This is a genomic window from uncultured Maribacter sp., from assembly GCF_947496775.1.
In the GTDB taxonomy this organism is placed as follows: domain Bacteria; phylum Bacteroidota; class Bacteroidia; order Flavobacteriales; family Flavobacteriaceae; genus Maribacter_B.
In genome coordinates, this window is record NZ_CANMDU010000001.1 from 686,786 (window position 1) to 706,397 (window position 19,612).

The window sequence follows — 19,612 nt, forward strand, 5'->3', positions numbered from 1 at the left end:
ATTATTTAATTATTAAAAATCATGGTCATCACTATTCAAAAAACTATTATAATTATTAGTAGTATATCTTTACTACTTTCTTGTGGTTCTAAAAATAAAGAGAATACCGTATTTGTAGTTAAAAACACACTTGATATTCAGAGGTTTTTTGAAACTGTAACACTTACAAAAGAGTTTCTTAAAACCAACAATATAGATAGTCTAGGGATTAAAGATAATAGTACTGGAGAAATTTTAATGTCCCAATTAATAGACCATGATGGTGATGGCACAAATGATGAAATTATTTTTCAACCAAAAATAGCTGCAAATTCTGAAAAAGAATATCAACTTTTTAAACTAACAGAAATAACAAAACCAGAGGCTATTTGCTATTCTCGCTTTGTTCCTGAACGCACAGATGACTATACTTGGGAAAATAATAAAGTAGCTTTTAGAATTTTTGGACCAACGGCTCAAAAAATGAAAGAAGAAGGTACTCCTGGGGGCACTTTATCTAGTGGTGTAGATGCTTGGCTTAAAAAGGTAGACTATCCAATTATTAACAAATGGTATCAGAAAGAATTACAAACCGAAGGCTCTTATCATGAAGATACTGGCGAAGGTTTAGACAATTTTCATGTAGGTATTAGTCGAGGTGTTGGCGGAATTGCAATTAAAAAAGATACCTCGTATTATTTTTCCAAAAATTACACCAAGTGGAAAACCATTACTACCGGCCCTATTAGAACAAGTTTCTATGTGGAATATGCGAATTGGAATGCCGCAGGAGATTTAATAAAAGAATCTAGAGTTATTAGCCTTGATTATGGTAGTAATTTTTCCAAGTTCGACATCTCTATCGAAGGAACAAATGAAATATCGGCTGGCTTAACACTTCATGAAAAAGATGGTATTGTTAAAGCAAATACAGACGAAGGTTGGATTAGTTATTGGCAACCACACGGAGATTCGGAATTAGGGACTGCTATAATAGCTCCAAAAAAACACATTTCCTCTCTTGAAAAATATGAAACTAATGACATAGATTTAAGTAATGCCTATGCAAACTTAAAAGTAATAAATAATAATGTTACTTACTATGCAGGTTTTGGTTGGAAAGTTAGGGGAGATTACAAGAATCAAATAGAATGGAACGAAAATATAAGTAATTTTTCCAAAAAAATAAATACCCCCTTAACCATAGAATGGCATTAGATTAGGTCTTACTTTTAAAGTACTAATCATTTGTTGCACACTCTAGGCCATTTAGTATACACTTTAAAAAGGAATCTAAATACTTTTGATAATAACCGTTTGTTAATTATCAGGTATGCGTAAAGATTTTCCTATTCTCTGTTATTTATTTCTACTTCATTTTTTTACTCTAGTATGGATAATAAATACTTTTCCTATATCTATTAACCGCTTTAAACTTCAAATAGAAAAAAATATTTCGAAATTCCTTACCAAAGATTCTTTTCATAAAATTACTTAAGAAAAAAAGATAATAAAAACGATAAATTGTATATTAATAAAAAAACGATTTGAGACATTCCCTATATCTTCTTACATCCTTTTTACTTTGCAATATTCTTTCTGGGCAAAACAATATTTATTTTGATCATCTTTCTACTAAAGATGGTTTATCGCAAAATGACATTAACGATATATATCAAGATGAGGAAGGTTTTATGTGGTTTGCCACTCATGATGGTCTAAACAAATATGACGGATATACCTTTACAAATTATGTGCCTCAATCTAATACAAAAGGATCTATTAGCTCCAATTTAGTATACTCGATTACCGGGGACAAAGATGGAAATTTATGGGTAGGAACCACAGGTGGAGGGCTAAATTTTTTCGATAGAAAAAGAGAGAAATTCATCCATTTTAAACATGAAAAAAACAACCCTAATAGTATTGACAGCAATTCTATATCGGATGTTTATATTGATAAAAAAGAACGATTATGGATAAGTTCTAATAAGGGCGTTAGCATGTTAGACCTGAAAAAACCTATAAAAAATCCGGTCTTTCAAAAATTTAATCCAGTTAAAGAACCGAGTATCAGCGGCTGGGATGGCAGCTCCGTTTTATGTCTTTTTGAGGATAATAATGGTCAAATATGGACTGGTGGCATTAATGGCATTTATAAACTTACCAATGATAAAAACAATAATTTATTTTTTAGGTTAGAAAATGAAACTATAGGCATACCGGCAGTTGGTGTTCGGAGTATTAAAGAAGATAAATTTGGTCGTTTAATTATTAGCACTAATATGGGCTTATATTGTCATGGAGGAAAAAACGACTCTGTAAGCGGTGCTAAAAAAATATCAGACGGCTCTTATACCTCCATACAAATAGATAACTATAATAATATTTGGGTGGGTAGCAATTCTGGATTATTATACTTCTCTAGCAACAATGGCTCCAATTACCCAGAAGCAACAGAAACATTTACCTATAACCCCGAAATACCAAACAGTCTAAGTAAAGACATAATAAAATCTCTATATATAGATAAAACAGGTATTATATGGGTAGGTACAAATGGCGGGGGAATAAATAAAATAGATTTAGAACGAAAACAGTTTAGGCACATTAGAAAAACCCTTTCCAATAGTAGTTTAAGTTATGATAAAATACGAGCAATTTTTGAGGATAGTAACAAAAATCTTTGGTTAGGTACAGAAGGAGGAGGATTAAATATGCTAACGCATACTGACAATGACAATTATACTCATTTTAAAAAATTTGATATCAGTGACAAAATATTCTCCCTTGAAGAAATTCAAGAAGGGGATAAAAAAATGCTCTTAATTGGTGCAGAAGGCATCCCTTCTTTATACAAACTAGACATTACCCATCCAGAAAAAATTAAAACAGAGAATGCCATTTTTATTCCAGAAATTAAAAAAAGTGTCTTTACTATAAAAAAGGATAGGCATAATGTTGTTTGGATTGGCACCTATAGTGGAGGGGTATATAGAAGTAAATACGATTCTATTTCTAAGTCTTATGAAATTAAAAGGTTTTCTAGTAACCCATTAAATAAAAAGAGTATTTCTAGTGATATTATTAGAAATATTTATGAGGATAGTAAAGGTTTTTTATGGTTTGGAACAGGAGACGGACTATGTAGGTTAAACTCAAAACAAACGTTAAAAGACAAACCTAAATTTAAAGTTTACAAGAACGACCCTAAAGATAGCACCTCTATTAGTCATAATTATATACTTCCAATTTTAGAAACTAGCAAAGGAGATATATGGATAGGTACTTTTGGTGGCGGATTAAATAAATTTGTAAGAGAAAACAAAGGTGCACCCGAACATTTTATCACTTACGACACCAAACATGGATTACCTAATAATGTGATTAAAGGAATTCTGGAGGATGATGAAGGCCATTTATGGCTTTCTACGAATAAAGGCTTATCCAAATTTAATCCCGAAACCGAAATCTTCACAAACTACGATGAAATAGATGGCTTACAAAACTATGAATTCCAAGAATTAGCTTGTTTAAAAAGAAAAAATGGCGAATTCCTTTTTGGAGGTGTAAATGGGTTTAATACTTTTTATCCGGAAAATATAGAAGTAAATGAAATTCCTGCGGAAACAGTAATCACTAATTTTTTAATCTCAAATAAAAAGATAGGCCCCGGAGAATTATTTAATGGTAGAGTAATCCTAAAAAAAACGATAAACACAACTAAAACAATAGAATTAAAATACAAAGAAAACAGTTTTTCCTTTGAATTTGCAGCATTACATTATGCAGCTCCAAGTAAAAACCAATTTGCATATATGCTCAAGGGTTTCGATGAAGACTGGATAAAAACTAACTCTAACAAACGTTTTGCTAATTATACTAATTTAGAACCTGGAACATATCATTTATTAGTAAAAGCATCAAACAACGATGGTATTTGGGATGTAACTCCATCCGAAATTGAGATTAAAGTTATTCCACCATTTTGGCGAACAAATTGGGCATATCTTCTTTATACAGCCCTCATATTAGGTCTAATTTGGTTGTTTTGGAGATATACTTTTATAAAAACCACAGAAAAGCACCAGCTAGAATTAGAGCATTTAGAAAAAGAACAGTCAGAAGAAATGCAAAGGATAAAGCTTGAATTTTTTACTAACATTTCCCATGAATTCAGAACGCCATTAACTCTTATAAAAGGCCCCTTGGAATATCTTCAAAAAAATGGAGAAAATGTTCCTCAAAAAGCAATACAAGAACAATATACTCTAATGCATAAAAACACCAATTATTTATTAAAATTGGTAAGTCAATTATTAGATTTCAGAAAAATAAACCAGGGAAAAATGCACCTTGTTGTAAGGCAAACCAATGTGGTTTCTTTTATTACGGAATTAGCAGAGCCTTTTCAGTTTCTAGCTCATAAAAAAATGATAGATTTTGTTATTACTTCTTCTCCAAAAGAAATTCAATCTTGGGTAGACCACGATGCTTTAGAAAAAATATGTAACAACCTACTTTCCAATGCATTTAAATTTACTCCAGAAAATGGAAAAATAGAAATAAAAATATTTAAAGAAAAAAACACTTCATTAAAACTAAAGTCTAATGAATGTATTGGCATTAAAGTCATTGATAATGGTAAAGGTATATCTAAAGAAAAAATAGAAAATGTATTCAAAAGATTCTATAGTAATAGAGATGACACTAAATTAAATGCAGAAGGAATGGGTATTGGGTTGTCTTTTACAAAAAACCTAATAGAATTGCATCGCGGTAAAATATCTGTAACGAGCCAACCTGGTATCGGCACAGAATTCACAGTTCACCTTCCGTTAAATTATGAAGCATATCAAAACATTGAAGAAATAAGTCGTAAAGAAGTTACCGATAGCGACTTCCTTATTCGTTCTTCAGAAACAGAATCCTTTGCCATTAGTATCAATGATGAAATATTAGACAAAAACTTGTCTAACTCTAGATCAAAACTACCTATACTTTTAGTAGTAGATGACAATAAAGATATTCGTTTATTCATTAAACAAGCCCTGTCGGATAAATTTACCATTTATGAAGCTGAAAATGGAGAACAAGGGCTAGATTACGCATTAAAACTGATGCCAAATATTATTCTAAGTGATGTTGTAATGCCAATAATGGATGGTATAACTTTATGCAAGAACATTAAAGAAAAAGAAGAAACGAGCCATATTCCTGTTATTCTACTTACGGCTAAATCTTCGGAAGAAAGCAAATTAAACGGCTTAGAATCTGGGGCAGATGACTATTTAACAAAACCGTTTAATCTTGAGTTATTAAAAGTTAAATTAAACAACACCATTGCCAGAAGAGATGTTCTTCGCAAAAGATTTAATAGAAATATTAAAATACAACCAAAAGAAATAACTGTTACCTCTGTAGATGAAAATTTCCTTAATCAAGCAATAGAAATTGTAGAGAAACACATGATGAATAGCGATTTTAATGTAGAGATGCTAGTTAAAGAAATGGGCTTAAGCAGAAGTAATTTATACTTAAAATTTAAAGAATTAACTGGATTATCGTCAAGTGAATTCATAAGAAACATTAGACTAAAAAGAGCTGTACAACTTTTTGAAAAAAGTGATTTATCCGTAAAAGAGATAATGTATATGACCGGATTTAATACTGCTTCCTATTTCTCTAAATGCTTCAAAAAACAGTTTGGAGTAATACCAAGTGAATATGTAAATAGTATCAAAAACAATAAAGCATCTAGCTCATAAAATATGAAAATATTGAACAAATTAAATCTATTTATAGTTTTTTTGATATTTACAGGAAGTTGTAAAGAATCTTCAAAAAAAGAACCAACACCCGAAAAGAGTCCAAACATTATTGTTATTGTAACCGATGACCAAGGTTATGGAGATATTGGTTGTCATGGAAACGCTGTAATAAAAACTCCTAATCTAGATAATTTTGCCTCTCAATCTTTAGAACTTACTAATTTTCATGTAGGTACTACCTGCGCTCCAACTAGAGCTGGGTTAATGACAGGAAGAAATGCTAATAGAAATAATGCATGGCATACTATTTCTGGTTGTTCCATTTTATTAGAAGACGAAGAAACTATTGCTGAAGTTTTTAAAAAAAATCAGTATGAAACTGCCATGTTTGGCAAATGGCATTTGGGGGATAATTACCCTTTTAGACCAGAAGACAGAGGTTTTAAAACTACTTTTAATTTAATGGGAGGTGGCATAAACCAAACTCCAGACTATTGGAACAACACTTATTTTGAAGACACATATTATAGAAATAGTAAACCCGAAAAAGTAAAAGGTTACTGTACCGATGTTTGGTTTAACGAAGCCATAGAATATATTGACAAGTCTAAAGAAAAACCATTCTTTATGTACTTAGCTTTAAATGCTGCCCATAGCCCTTTTAATGTTCCAGAAAAATACGCAGAAATGTATTCCGATGCTCCATTATCGGATATTCAAAAGCGTTTTTATGGCATGATAACGAACATTGACGAAAATTTTGGGAAATTAGTGGCGCACTTAAAAAAAGAAGGGGTTTACGATAATACAATATTAGTATTTACAACAGATAACGGAACCGCTGCAGGAATAACAAAAGGAAAGAACAAGGAACCAAATACTGGCTATAATGCCGGATTAAAAGGAACCAAAGCGAGTCATTACGATGGTGGACACAGAGTCCCATTTTTTATTAGCTGGCCTAATGGAAATATTTTACAGGGAGAAAAAATAAATGACTTAGCAGCACATGTTGATATGCTACCTACATTAACCGAAATGGCGGGAATTTCTTTTAATGAAAAGAAACCTTTAGACGGTACTAGTATTGCTGGGTTATTAACAGGTAAAGAAAAAGCTATAGATAGAATGCTGGTGGTGGATACGCAAAGAAATCAGTTACCCGAAAAAGGCAGAAACAGTTGTGTTATGTCCACAGAATGGAGGTTAGTAAACGGAAAAGAATTATACAACACCATAAAAGACCCTGGACAAAAGGAAGATATTTCTAACGCTCATCCCGAAAAAGTAAAAGAAATGCAAGCATTTTATGACAAATGGTGGAAAACTATAGTCCCAGATGTTCGCTATGCCGAAATACCTTTAGGAGATAAAGCTGCAAACCCTGTTTTAATTACAGTGCATGACATGCATACAAAAGACCCTATTCCTTGGAACCAAGTGCAAATTCGTGAAGCCAAATTCTTTCCAAAAGGATACTACAGCGTAAACATTAAAGCATCGGGCAAATACAGAATAAAAATGTTTCGATATCCACCTGAGTCCGGTTTAGCTCTAAATGCTACAACACCGGCTATTGATGGAGGAACCTATACAACCACTTTGCCTAAAGGAACCATTATAAATCCTATAAAAGCAAGAATTAGTATAGGAAAAACCACCTTAAATAAAGATGTGGACCCTACACAACCTTCTGTTGTTTTAGAAGGTAAATTCACCATAGGAAGCAATAAGCTAGAAAGCTATTTTATAGACGAAAAAGGAAAGGAAATTTCCGCATACTATACACTTATTGAAAAAATATAACCCAAGACTAAGAGCTCATTAATTATGAAAAAAGTACTATTATTCTTAACTATCGCCATTTTATTTAGTTGTAAAAAAGAGCAAAAAAAAATAGAGAAAACAAAACCAAACGTCGTTTTTATTTTTGCGGATGACATGACATATTCGGCCCTAAATTCTCTAGGGAATACCGAAATAAAAACTCCAAATTTAGATCGTTTAGTTACCCAAGGAACCACATTTACACATGCTTATAACATGGGTGCATGGAATGGTGCTGTATGTGCGGCATCCAGAGCTATGTTAATTTCTGGTCGTAGTGTATGGAACGTAAATGATTTTAGACAAGGCTGGCTAAAAAACAAAGATATAGACAAGACTTGGGGAAAACTTATGGAACGTAATGGATACGACACCTACATGACAGGGAAATGGCACGTAGACGCAAAAGCTGATAGTGTTTTTCAAAATGTAGTACACATAAGACCGGGAATGCCTGGAGACGCATGGGATCACGACAAAATGGTACAGAAGTTCAAAAACATAAAAGGGAAAAATATAAATCCAGATAGTTTTATGCCTACAGGTTACAACCGACCTTTAAGTAAAAAAGATTCTTCCTGGTCACCAACAGATAAAAAATATGGAGGCTTCTGGGAAGGTGGTAAACATTGGAGCGAGGTTTTAAAAGACGATGCAATCTCTTTTATTAATCAGGCAGAGAAAAAAGACAAGCCTTTTTTTATGTATTTAGCATTTAATGCGCCACATGACCCAAGACAGGCTCCTCAAGAATTTATAGACATGTATCCATTAGAGAATATAAGTCTACCTAAAAGCTGGGTGCCAGAATATCCTTTTAAGGATAGTATTGGTTGCGGAAGAAGCCTTAGAGATGAGGCACTAGCTCCTTTCCCAAGAACGGAATATGCTACGAAAAAACACATTCAAGAATATTATGCCCTTATTACACATTTAGATGTACAAATTGGCCAAATCTTAGACCGCCTAAAAGCTACAGAAAAAATGGATAATACCTATATTATTTTCACTGCAGATCACGGTTTGGCAGCTGGCAGACATGGTTTAATAGGAAAACAATCGCAGTTCGACCATAGTATTAGAGCACCTTTCATGATAGTTGGCCCGGATATCCCAGAAGGAAAGAAGGTAGATGCAGACATATACCTTCAAGATGCAATGGCTACTAGTCTAGAAATAGCTGGTGTTAAAAAACCGGAATACGTATATTTTAAAAGTATTATGGACTTAGCAACTGGCAAAGAAACCAAAAGCAACTATAAAGCTATTTACAATGGGTATGTAGATTTACAACGTATGATTCGTAAGGATGGCTATAAACTTCTTCTCTACCCGAAATTAAAAAAAGTGCTTCTTTTTGATTTAAACAAAGATCCTGAAGAAATGAATGACTTGGCCTCTAAAGAAGAATACCAACCAAAAATTGCCTCCCTATACAAAGACCTTGTAGCCATGCAAAAAGAACTTAATGATCCATTAGATTTAAGCGAATTCTACTCTATAGAATAAAATGATTCTCCTAATAAAAAGAGTTGCCTTATTTTTAAGTATTGCTGCTCTAAGTTGTAATTCCGAAATAAAACCTTCTAAGAAAAAAACTTTTGAGGAAGATTTAGCTTTTATTAATACGTACGCAACTCCTATAGTGCTAACCAAGGGCAATGCCAAAATAATGGTTATCCCTGAATATGAAGCCAGAGTATTAACTAGCACAACTAATGGAGATAAAGGATATAGCAATGGATACCTGAATTATAAAAAAATACAGGAAAACAAAATTGAACAAGGAGGAAATGCTTATGGAGGGGAAGACCGTTTATGGCTAGCCCCTTTAGGAAGTAAATACACACTATTTTATGGTCAAAAAAAAATGGAAGAGGAAAACTGGTATGTCCCTAAGGCTTTTGACTCGGAACTTTATACCCTTAAAACTAAAACAAAATCCAGTGTACATTTTTATAAAAAAACAACGGTAACAAACAATATAGGAAGTCAATTTAAAATTAATATTGACAGAAGTATTTTTATTTACTCCAAAAAAGAAATAGAATCCGAATTAAATTTAAAAATACACAAAGACCTTCATTATGTAGGTTTTGGTTCGATAAATAAAATCACAAATATTGGAGAAAACTGGAGCGAAAAAAATGGAATTATTACACCGTGGATTCTGGGGATGTTTAACGGATGTCAAGAATCTACAAGTATTTTTCCGTACAAAGAATCTAACACTACTCCTTTACAACTTTCCACATATTTAAACCCACTTAATAAAGACAGATTAATTAAGAAAAAGTACGCTCTATTATATAGAACAGACGGCGCTTATCGAAGTAAAATTGGCATTAAACCGGAAAATACCATTCCTATAATTGGCAATTATAATTCAAAAAGTAAAATTTTAACCGTTATCACTTTTTCTTTTAATAAAGATGGAAAATTTTTAAGTTCGGATGACCGAGATAAAAAAAATGAATTATGGAGAGGAGATGTTGTGAATTCATATAATAACGGTCTAAATACAGAAGGAGCACCTTCTTTTTTTGAATTAGAAAGCGCATCAGAAGCTAAGATTCTTAAAAAAAACGAATCTATAGTTCACCGCCATAAGACCTTTCATTTTTCAGGAGATGAAAAAGCGTTAAATAATCTTTGTATAAAACTATTTCATTACAATCTAAAAGAATGCTCATTTTAATTCATTCCCAATTGTTCATTTCTAAATTCCGTTGGAGTCCTATTTACATTTTTTTTAAAAATTCTTGAAAAATACGCGGCATTTTCAAATCCCACTTTTTGTCCAATTTCTCGTAAAGAATAATTGGTTGTTAATAAAAGTAATTGAGCTCTTTCTAATCGTTTTAACTCTATATACTTACTCGGTCGCATATTAAACTTCTCCATAAATCTTTTAGAAAAGTAATCCTTGCTTAAATTAGAGAAAGTAGCAAGACTTTTTACCGTAAGTTCTTTATGCAGATTTTTAGATATATAAATCACCACATTATTCATACCTTTTTCATTAACTAATAATTTATCCCCTAAAATAAATTTAGAAAACAAAATTTTAAGAAGCCCCTGAGTTTCTACGTAAAAATTTGAAATTAATGCCTCGTTTTTTTCATTATAGTATAACAAAGAAGACTCATTATCGTACGTCTCGGGATTATTATTTATTAATGTTCTATCCGGATTAATCTCTAACAACCGTCTAAAACAATAGCTATCTAACTTCGTTGTCTTAACGGCATACCTAAAGTTCATTAAATTGTAAATAGATAAACCAATACCTACTTCTTCTAAAAAACTAATATAATATTGCTCGTGTTTTAAGTTACAAGTATACCTACTATACGTATTACTGGGTATTAAATACATAAACCCAGGTTTTAAGGTAAATTTTTGATTATTATGGTACACGTAAGCACTTCCAGAGGTAATTAAATACATTCTTGCAAATGGGCTAATAACATTATCGTAATCCCAATCCGTATCTAATTTTGCGTGGCCTATATTTAACAAGCTAAATTTTAACGATTTTAAATATTCCTGCATGTCTACTATTTACTAAATGAGTTTTATTTACTTAACTGTTGCTTTCTAAAGTTAGCAGGAGTGTTACCCGTTATTTTTTTAAAAGTTCTAGAAAAATAAGACATATTACCAAGACCAACTTTTTCAGATATTTCCTTTAAAGAATCTTGCGTCGTTAGTAATAGAAACTGGGCTCTTTCTACCCTTCGTAATTGAATATAACTATTAGGTCTAACTCCAAATTTTTCCTTAAATATTCTTGAAAAATAATCTACATTAAGATTACAATATTTTGCCAATTCTGTAATACTAATTTTTTCTTGCAAATTATCCGCAATATAAGACAGTACTTTTTCTATAGAAACAGAGCCGGTATCTTCGGATAAAACCAAAGAACCGTGCTCCATAAACTTAGAAAAAAGAATTGTTAAAATACCCGTAGTTTCTAAAAGTAAATCCGCAGATAATTGGTTATTCTCTATATTAAAGCCCAGCATGGTAGCTTCATTGTGAATATAAGCATCTGGATCGCTATTTAAAACTTCCCTATTAGGATTAATTACCAATAAGCGTTTAAACAATTCTATATCTGCCTCCGAAGCCTTAATTTCATATTTAAAACGTTTTAAATTATAAACAGATAAACCATGTTGCACTTCTTCAAAAAAGCCAACATAGTACTGTTCATGATAGTTGTCGCATTTATATCTATTATAAACATAACTTGGTATAAGATATATATAACCTGGTTTCAAATAAAATTTTATGTTCGAATGATAAACATCCGCAGTCCCTTTTGTCACATAAAACATTCTAGTAAAAGGGCTAATAACCCGATCATAATCCCACTTATTATCCAATTTAGCATAGCCAGCATGTAATAAATTCAGCTTAAGTGTTTGTAATAATTCAATCATAAAAACCTTATTTTGAATACTTATAAACTATAATATAGCTTCAAAAATAACCATCTAAGTCGGAAATGTACATAATTAAGACTGATTTAAGCATGAATTATCATTTATTTAAAAATAATTTTGCTTTAATGTATGATAAATGTCATTTTATGGTAAATTTTAAAAGAGTCTTTTTTATAATCGCTGTAATTTTCGCATCGTGTGGTGGGCCCGAATTACCAGAATCTGTAGCTATTGCTTATGATTCTCTGCCTAAAGAAGTAGATTTTAATCAACATGTAAAACCTATATTATCTGATAAATGCTATTTATGCCATGGGCCAGATAAAGCAAATATAAAAGCAGGTTTACAATTACATTCTGCCGAAACTGCATATAAAGAGCTGCCAGAATCTCCTGGAAAATTTGCTATTACCCCTGGAAATTTAAACAAAAGTGAATTTTTTCATCGGATAATGACTGATGATCCTAAAATAATCATGCCCGAGCCTGGGTCCCATTTAACCCTTACAGATTATGAAAAAGCAGTATTAGTTAAATGGATTGAAGATGGGGCGGAATACAAAGATCACTGGGCCTTTTTAAAACCAAAAAAACATTCAGCTCCCATTGTTAAGGAAGACCAACACACAAACAATCCAATAGACAATTTTGTAGTAGCGCAACTAGAACAAAAGAATTTATCTCCTTCTAAAAAAGCAAATAAAGAAATTTTACTACGTCGTGCTTCTTTCGACTTAACAGGTTTACCTCCAACAATTGAGGAAATAGATGCCTTTTTAAAAGACAACTCTCCTAATGCTTTTGAAAAACAAATAGACCGTCTTTTAGCCTCTCCCCATTATGGAGAACAAATGACATTAGATTGGATGGATGTTTCCCGCTATGCAGATACACATGGGTATAGTAATGATAGGTACCGAGATACTTCTCCTTGGAGAGATTGGGTAATTAAAGCTTTTAATGAAAACATGTCTTACGACCAATTTATTACTTGGCAATTGGCTGGCGACATGTTTAAAAACCCAACCAAAGAACAAAAATTAGCAACTACATTCAATAGACTACATCCGCAAAATTTAGAAGGCGGAATTATCGACGAAGAATTTAGGTCTGAATACGTGGCAGACAGGACTGCTACTGTTAGCCAAGGAATGTTAGGTTTATCTTATGCCTGTGCTAAATGCCATGATCATAAATACGACCCTATCTCTCAAAAAAATTATTACGAAATGTATAGTTTTTTTAATAACGTGGATGAGACTGGTTTAATTCCTTGGGATCTAGCTACTCCCGTACCCGCAATGTTATTACCTACAGAGGAACAGGAAAAAGTTGTTGCTTATTTAGAGAAAATCGTAGAGGATACGGAAGAAAGGTTAAACACAACAACCAAGAGTGAAAGTAAGAAGGCACACCAATGGTTAGCAAATAACGCTCACCAAAAAATCGCTCTAAAAACAAAGCCAAAAGGCCTAATAGCTGCATTTAATTTTGACAACGAAAAACTTGTTAACGCCGTTGGAGGGAATGGAAAAAACAATATTAGAATGCGTCAGGAATTTGTCGATAATGAGAAAGCTATATACAAAAAGGGAGCTAACGGAAAAGGTCTTTTCATGAATGGCGATACTTGGTTAGAATTAGATAAAATAGGAATTTACAAGCGTAACGAACCATTTAGTATTTCTATAAAAGTTTTTATTCCGGAGGACTTAGAAGAAGGTGTTATTTTTCATAAAATGAATAGCCCAGAGTTACATAGTTTTAGAGGATACCACTTAAAAATAAAAAACAACAAATTAGAAGCTTTATTGGCCCATGTGTACCCCGATAATGCAATTGTAGTACAATCTTTAAATGAAATCCCTAAAGAAAAATGGGTACAAGTAACCATGACTTATAATGGTTCTAGTAAAGCAAAAGGCGTTTCCATATACGTAGATGACGAAAAACAAGAAACTAAAACAGTTTTTGATAATTTATATAAAGACATCATTTTTAATGGTCTTAGATTATATGGTCCTTCCAGTCCTCGTCTTGAACCAGGTTTACGAATAGGAGCCGTTTGGCGTGGCAAAGGGATTGGGAATTCTATCGTAGATGACTTGTTAGTATTCGATAAAGAAATAAGCGCTATTGAAGTAATGCAAATAAGTGATTCAGAAACACTTAAGAAAATTATTTCCACGCCTTTTAACACTTTAACAAAAAAAGAAAAACAACTTTTAACTGAATACTATTTAAGTAACAACTCTTCCTCCTATAAAACAGTACTGAAAGAATTAGAGGCTAAAAGAAAAGTGCTAGTAGACAGTATTGAGCCCATAAAGCAAATTATGGTTATGAAGGAGGCTAAAACCCCTAGACAAGCTTATATTTTAGATAGAGGAAATTACGATTCTCCTACTGATTCTGTATTCTCTAATGTACCTGAAAAAATATTTCCAATGCCTGACGGAGCTCCAAAAAACAGACTCGGCCTTGCTAAATGGATAACACACAAAGACAACCCACTAACGGCAAGAGTTACGGTAAATAGGTATTGGCAAAATTTATTTGGCCGAGGATTAGTAAAAACATCAGAAGATTTTGGCAACCAAGGAGAGTTACCTAGCCATCCCAAACTATTAGATTGGTTAGCTGTAACCTTTATAGAATCTGGATGGGATGTAAAGGCTCTACATAAAACAATAATGATGTCTAACACATACCAGCAAAGTTCTATAATTAGTGAAGAACTATTAGCCGTAGATGCTGAAAACAAATGGTTAGCAAGAGGGCCTTCTAACAGATTAACTGGAGAAATGCTAAGAGATAATGCTTTGTTTGCATCTGGTTTATTAAACAAAGAAATCGGAGGGGAAAGTGTAAAACCATACCAACCAGAAGGTTTATGGAAAGTAAATGGAGACACTTATGTACAAGACGGAGAAGAAGGTTTGTATAGGAGAAGCATATACACTATTTGGAAACGTACGGTACCTAATCCTACTATTTCTATTTTTGATACTCCCACACGAGATTTATGCTCTAGTCGTAGACAAAAAACCAACACTCCTTTACAAGCCTTAGTTATTTTAAATGACCCAACGTATATAGAGGCTTCTAGGGTACTGGGAAAACAAATTTCAGAAGCCGATAATTTAAAAAATGGTATCACTAGTGCTTTTAAAAAACTAACTGGTAGAAGTATTTCTGATCAAGAATTAAAAGTCTTAACAGAATTACAAAAGAAGGAATACGAAAAATTCAACAGTAATAAAGAGAAAGCCATAGGCTGGTTACAAACAGGAGCTTTTAAGTTATCTAAAACGGACAATAAAGCATTAATAGCGGCAAATGCTGTAGTAGCAAGTACAATCATGAATGCAGATGCTAGCATCACTAAAAGATAAATTGTAATCTTCTAAATTCAAAAAATTATGTGTAACGATCATCACCATAAAAAGTTAACATCTAACAATAGAGATTTACAAAATATTGAAAAACAACTCGATAGAAGGCATTTTTTAAAAAAGACATCTTTAGGCTTAGGAGCAATCGCTTTAAGTAGTCTATTAGGCTCTGAAAAATTACTTGCCAATATAGGACAGGAAAGTGCCCAAAAAGAAATATTAAAAAACTATAACAAAAATAGGTTAGGCTTACCTCATCACCTACCTAAAGCAAAAAGAATTATATATCTGTTCCAAAGTGGAGGACCATCCCAACTCGATTTGTTTGACTATAAACCTAAACTAACAGATATGTTTGGCAAAGAATTACCCGAATCTATTATTGGCGGTCAAAGACTTACAGGGATGAGTGGTAGCCAAAGCACCTTACCTGTTGCCCCTTCTTCTTTTACCTTTAAGCAATACGGAGAATCTAGAGCATGGGTTAGTGATGCCATGCCATATTTATCTGAAGTCGTAGATGATTTGTGTTTTGTAAAAGGAATGCAAACTGACCAAATAAACCATACACCTGCAATTACCTTTATGCAAACAGGGAACCAATTACCAGGAAGACCGTCTATAGGTTCTTGGTTAAGTTATGGCTTAGGTTCTGATAATGAAAACTTACCAACCTTTATTACTTTGGTTTCTAAAAACGGGAAAGGACAACCTTTAAAGGCAAGTTTGTGGGGTAATGGTTTTTTACCAACAGAACATCAAGGCGTACAATTTAGATCCGGTAAAGACCCTGTTTTATATTTAAGTGATCCTGAAAATTATGATGGCCAAGACAGAAGGCATATGCTAGATTATTTAAGTCATTTAAATGATTTACAAAAAGATGCATATGGCGACCCAGAGATTCAGGCTCGTATGCGTCAGTATGAAATGGCCTTTAAAATGCAAACGTCAGTTCCCGAGGTTACCGATTTATCAGATGAACCGGAACATATTTTTGAAATGTATGGAAAAGATAGTAAAGACCCTGGAACATATGCTGCCAATTGCTTAATGGCAAGAAAACTTCTAGAAAAAGGTGTAAAATTTGTGCAACTATATCACCAAGGTTGGGACCAACATAATTATTGTCCCGGAGGTGTAAAAAATCAATCTCAAAAAACGGATCAAGGAACCGCTGCTTTAATTAAAGATTTAAAACAGCGCGGCATGCTAGACGATACGTTAGTTATTTGGGGAGGAGAGTTTGGTCGTACAGTATATTCTCAAGGACAATTAACTAAGGCAAACTATGGTAGAGACCACCACCCGAAAGCATTTACTATGTGGATGGCAGGAGCTGGTGTTAAACCAGGTTTTTCTTATGGCGAAACAGATGATTTTAGTTATAATGTTGTAAAAGACCCTGTTCATGTACATGATTTTCATGCTACTTTATTACATTTAACAGGTATTGACCATGAACGCCTTACGTTTAAACACCAAGGAAGACGCTATAGACTAACCGATGTTCATGGTAACGTTGTAAAAGATTTATTAACCTAAGTATTAAACTAGATTAGAACTATGTCTACAAGAAGAAATTTTATTAAAAAAACAAGTTTAGCAAGTGCAGCTTTAGCCACATCTTCTTCAGCTTTTGGAGCCACCATTATTACAAAAAAAGATAGTGTAAACCATTTGCTAAATGAAACAAATACTATTCTTGGGCATGGTGATTATAAATATAAACTAACCAAAAATTGGGCACAAATAAGCTCCACAAGAATTCCATTGCTTAATTGCCATGAAATGGTGATGGATAGTAAAGGACGCTTAATCATGATTGGAGACCATCCACAAAATAATATCTTGATTTTTGATAAATCTGGTAAGCTATTAGACTATTGGGGAACTGCCTACCAAGGTGGGCACGGGTTAACAATTCATGATGAAGGAGGAGAAGATATGCTGTATATCGCAGATTCTGGCTGGGCATTAGGAAAAAATAACAAAATGGTGAAGCACAACGGTCGTATTGCTAAAACTACGGTTGACGGAAAAGTTATTTTTGATATTGGCCACCCACAAACCATTGGAGTGTACAAACCAGGAGAAGATTTTTGCCCAACCGAAACCGCTATTGGACCCAATGGAGATATTTATGTGGCCGACGGTTATGGGCAAAGCAGAATAATACAATACGATTTAAATGGGAGGTATATTCGTCATTGGGGAGGTAGCGATAATCCAGACCCAAATTATAGATTAATGAGTGCGCATGGTGTAGCAATAGATTATAGAGAAAAAGGTAACCCAATGGTAGTTTGCACATCACGTTCGGAGCAATGTTTCAAATATTTCACTTTAGATGGCAAGTATATTAAGACAATAAAAATGCCCAACATGCAAGTATGTAGAGCGGTGTTTGATGATAAAAACTTATATGCCGGAGTTTGTTGGTCGCAACCAAAAGTTGGAAAAACAAATTGGAGGGATCATACCGGTTTTGTAACCATTTTAGAAGGAGATAAAGTTGTATCTAATCCTGGAGGCACAGAACCTATTTATAAAGACGGAGAGCTTCAAAAGTCTTTTCAAATAGACGAAAAACCCATATTACATGGTCATGATGTATGCATTGATGAAGACAAAAATATATATGTATGTCAGTGGAATGCTAGTCATTCTGCTCCATACAAATTAGAGCGCGTTTAGAAATTATTTACAGTTTATTTTATGAATCAAGCACCAGATTTTGTTTTATTTCTAGGAAGGTTTCACCCATTAGTGGTTCACTTACCTATTGGCTTTCTATTTTTCGCTTTCCTTCTGGAGTTATTTAGCAAATGGAAGAAAAATAATGCTCTACTAGCCGGCATACCATTGGCTCTTTTAATGGGCACAATTACTGCTGCAATATCCTGTATTTTAGGTTATATGCTATCCCTAAGTGGAGATTATGAAGAAAGCGCTGTGGATAGTCACTTCTGGTTTGGAATAGCGACTACAATTGTAGCTAGTATAGCTTGGCTTATAAGAATCGATAAAATTAAACTTCCAAAAGCAAAAAGCTTTAGAGCTAACATTGCTACTCTTACACTGCTAGTAATATTACTAAGCGTTACTGGTCATTACGGTGGAAATTTAACACACGGAAGTGATTATCTTATTAAATACCTACCTTTTGGAAAATCAGAAAAAAAAGAACTTGTTCCTGTTTCTAAAGTAGAAGATGCCGTTGTTTACGATTATCTAGTAGAACCCATTCTAGAAAATAAGTGTACCAGTTGCCACAACTCTAGCAAGAAAAAAGGTGGATTATCCTTAACAGATAGCATATCTATTGTCAAAGGAGGAAAAAATGGGGATGCTTTAATACCTGGCAATTCAGTAAAATCAGAGATGATTAAAAGAGTACTTCTTGACCCTCACAATGAGGACTTTATGCCTCCAGAAGGCAAAACACCATTAACAGAAGAGGAAATAGCAATTTTAATCTATTGGATAGATAATGCTAATGCAGATTATTCATCTAAAATATCTTCCGTAGAAACACCTGAAAACATTTCTCACTTAGCATCTAATTTTCTAGGATTACCCATCGAAGGTCAAAAAGGGACAGTCCAATTACCAGAAGTAGGTGCCATTAAAGAAGAGGTAATCAACTTTATCCTCTCAGAAGGTTTTACAATAAGAGAATTAGTGTTCGAATCTAATTTATTTGAGGTTGTTCTTCCGTCTAAAACATTAAAAAACAATACTCCAGAAGAAATAAATAAGAAGCTAGCAGCTCTGGCCAAAATAAAAGATAATATTCTGTGGTTTTATGCTGAAGATAACGGAATAACAGACACTCATTTAAATACTATATCTGAATTTAAAAACTTGCAAAAGCTAAATTTAAACAACAACGATATCACGGACCAAGGTATTACTTCTTTAGAAAAACTTACTAGTTTAAACAGTCTTAATATTTATGGCACCAAAGTTTCCAAAAATTCTTTAAATTCTTTCTTAAAAATGCAAAATTTAGAAAAAGTTTATGCGTGGAAGACGGCCATAAAAACAGAAGATTTAGCAATGTACATGGGTAAAGAAAATGTTCCGCATGTTAGTTTAGGTAATTAATATGTAACACAAGTTTAGTTTTTACCAGGTTCAAAATAAAAGGATGGTTTTCTCTTTTAACCATATGTGGTATCTA

At 33.0% G+C, this 19,612-nt stretch carries 11 protein-coding genes; 9 read left to right on the forward strand and 2 right to left on the reverse strand.

The genetic code is table 11. The features are described 5' to 3' along the window. Positions 1–21 precede the first annotated feature (21 nt). The 5 genes from Q0856_RS03185 to Q0856_RS03205 all read left to right on the forward strand — a co-directional run bounded on the left by Q0856_RS03185 (position 22) and on the right by Q0856_RS03205 (position 10,275). A complete protein-coding gene (locus Q0856_RS03185) occupies positions 22–1,197 on the forward strand; it encodes a DUF4861 family protein (RefSeq protein WP_298474153.1) in 1,176 nt (391 codons plus the stop codon). A gap of 329 nt (positions 1,198–1,526) precedes the next feature. Further along, on the forward strand, positions 1,527–5,747 hold the full coding sequence (locus Q0856_RS03190; protein ID WP_298502495.1) for a two-component regulator propeller domain-containing protein: 4,221 nt from the start codon (positions 1,527–1,529) through the stop codon (positions 5,745–5,747). A 3-nt stretch (positions 5,748–5,750) separates the two neighbouring features. After that, the gene (locus tag Q0856_RS03195) at positions 5,751–7,556 is read left to right on the forward strand and encodes an arylsulfatase (RefSeq protein WP_298502498.1); all 1,806 of its coding nucleotides are present in this window, start codon (positions 5,751–5,753) and stop codon (positions 7,554–7,556) included. Between the two features lie 24 nt (positions 7,557–7,580). Further along, entirely contained in the window at positions 7,581–9,086 is a 1,506-nt protein-coding gene (locus Q0856_RS03200) for a sulfatase-like hydrolase/transferase (RefSeq protein ID WP_298502499.1), read from the forward strand. A 1-nt stretch (position 9,087) separates the two neighbouring features. Beyond that, complete coding sequence (locus Q0856_RS03205) at positions 9,088–10,275, forward strand: DUF6786 family protein (RefSeq protein ID WP_298502500.1); 1,188 nt, start codon at positions 9,088–9,090, stop codon at positions 10,273–10,275. On the opposite strand, the gene Q0856_RS03210 is transcribed toward Q0856_RS03205, so the two are convergent. Together Q0856_RS03210 and Q0856_RS03215 are read right to left on the reverse strand one after the other, a co-directional pair. After that, positions 10,272–11,132 carry an AraC family transcriptional regulator gene (locus Q0856_RS03210; RefSeq protein ID WP_298474168.1) on the reverse strand — a complete coding sequence of 287 codons (861 nt, stop codon included), beginning with the start codon at positions 11,130–11,132 and terminating at the stop codon, positions 10,272–10,274. The genes Q0856_RS03205 and Q0856_RS03210 overlap by 4 nt on opposite strands. A 23-nt stretch (positions 11,133–11,155) precedes the next feature. Beyond that, positions 11,156–12,028, reverse strand: coding sequence for an AraC family transcriptional regulator (locus Q0856_RS03215; RefSeq protein ID WP_298502503.1), 873 nt, complete (start codon positions 12,026–12,028; stop codon positions 11,156–11,158). A gap of 92 nt (positions 12,029–12,120) precedes the next feature. Between Q0856_RS03215 and Q0856_RS03220 the strand changes: the two genes are divergently transcribed. The 4 genes from Q0856_RS03220 to Q0856_RS03235 are packed head-to-tail and all read left to right on the forward strand — an operon-like array spanning position 12,121 to position 19,536. Continuing rightward, entirely contained in the window at positions 12,121–15,426 is a 3,306-nt protein-coding gene (locus Q0856_RS03220) for a DUF1553 domain-containing protein (protein ID WP_298502506.1), read from the forward strand. 27 nt (positions 15,427–15,453) lie between these two features. After that, positions 15,454–16,971, forward strand: a complete 1,518-nt coding sequence (locus tag Q0856_RS03225) for a DUF1501 domain-containing protein (protein WP_298502508.1) — start codon at positions 15,454–15,456, stop codon at positions 16,969–16,971. A gap of 21 nt (positions 16,972–16,992) precedes the next feature. Beyond that, a complete protein-coding gene (locus tag Q0856_RS03230) occupies positions 16,993–18,123 on the forward strand; it encodes a twin-arginine translocation signal domain-containing protein (RefSeq protein ID WP_298502511.1) in 1,131 nt (376 codons plus the stop codon). Between the two features lie 21 nt (positions 18,124–18,144). Continuing rightward, positions 18,145–19,536, forward strand: a complete 1,392-nt coding sequence (locus Q0856_RS03235; protein ID WP_298502514.1) for a c-type cytochrome domain-containing protein — start codon at positions 18,145–18,147, stop codon at positions 19,534–19,536. Positions 19,537–19,612 lie beyond the last annotated feature (76 nt).

Excerpts from the sequence above, each read along its gene's own strand:
- Q0856_RS03215 (WP_298502503.1), bottom strand. The coding sequence starts at position 12,028 with ATGATTGAATTATTACAAACACTTAAGCTGAATTTATTACATGCTGGC.
- Q0856_RS03235 (WP_298502514.1), top strand. The coding sequence starts at position 18,145 with ATGAATCAAGCACCAGATTTTGTTTTATTTCTAGGAAGGTTTCACCCA.
- Q0856_RS03225 (WP_298502508.1), top strand. The coding sequence starts at position 15,454 with ATGTGTAACGATCATCACCATAAAAAGTTAACATCTAACAATAGAGAT.
- Q0856_RS03200 (WP_298502499.1), top strand. The coding sequence starts at position 7,581 with ATGAAAAAAGTACTATTATTCTTAACTATCGCCATTTTATTTAGTTGT.
- Q0856_RS03230 (WP_298502511.1), top strand. The coding sequence starts at position 16,993 with ATGTCTACAAGAAGAAATTTTATTAAAAAAACAAGTTTAGCAAGTGCA.
- Q0856_RS03210 (WP_298474168.1), bottom strand. The coding sequence starts at position 11,132 with ATGCAGGAATATTTAAAATCGTTAAAATTTAGCTTGTTAAATATAGGC.
- Q0856_RS03195 (WP_298502498.1), top strand. The coding sequence starts at position 5,751 with ATGAAAATATTGAACAAATTAAATCTATTTATAGTTTTTTTGATATTT.
- Q0856_RS03220 (WP_298502506.1), top strand. The coding sequence starts at position 12,121 with ATGAATTATCATTTATTTAAAAATAATTTTGCTTTAATGTATGATAAA.
- Q0856_RS03205 (WP_298502500.1), top strand. The coding sequence starts at position 9,088 with ATGATTCTCCTAATAAAAAGAGTTGCCTTATTTTTAAGTATTGCTGCT.
- Q0856_RS03185 (WP_298474153.1), top strand. The coding sequence starts at position 22 with ATGGTCATCACTATTCAAAAAACTATTATAATTATTAGTAGTATATCT.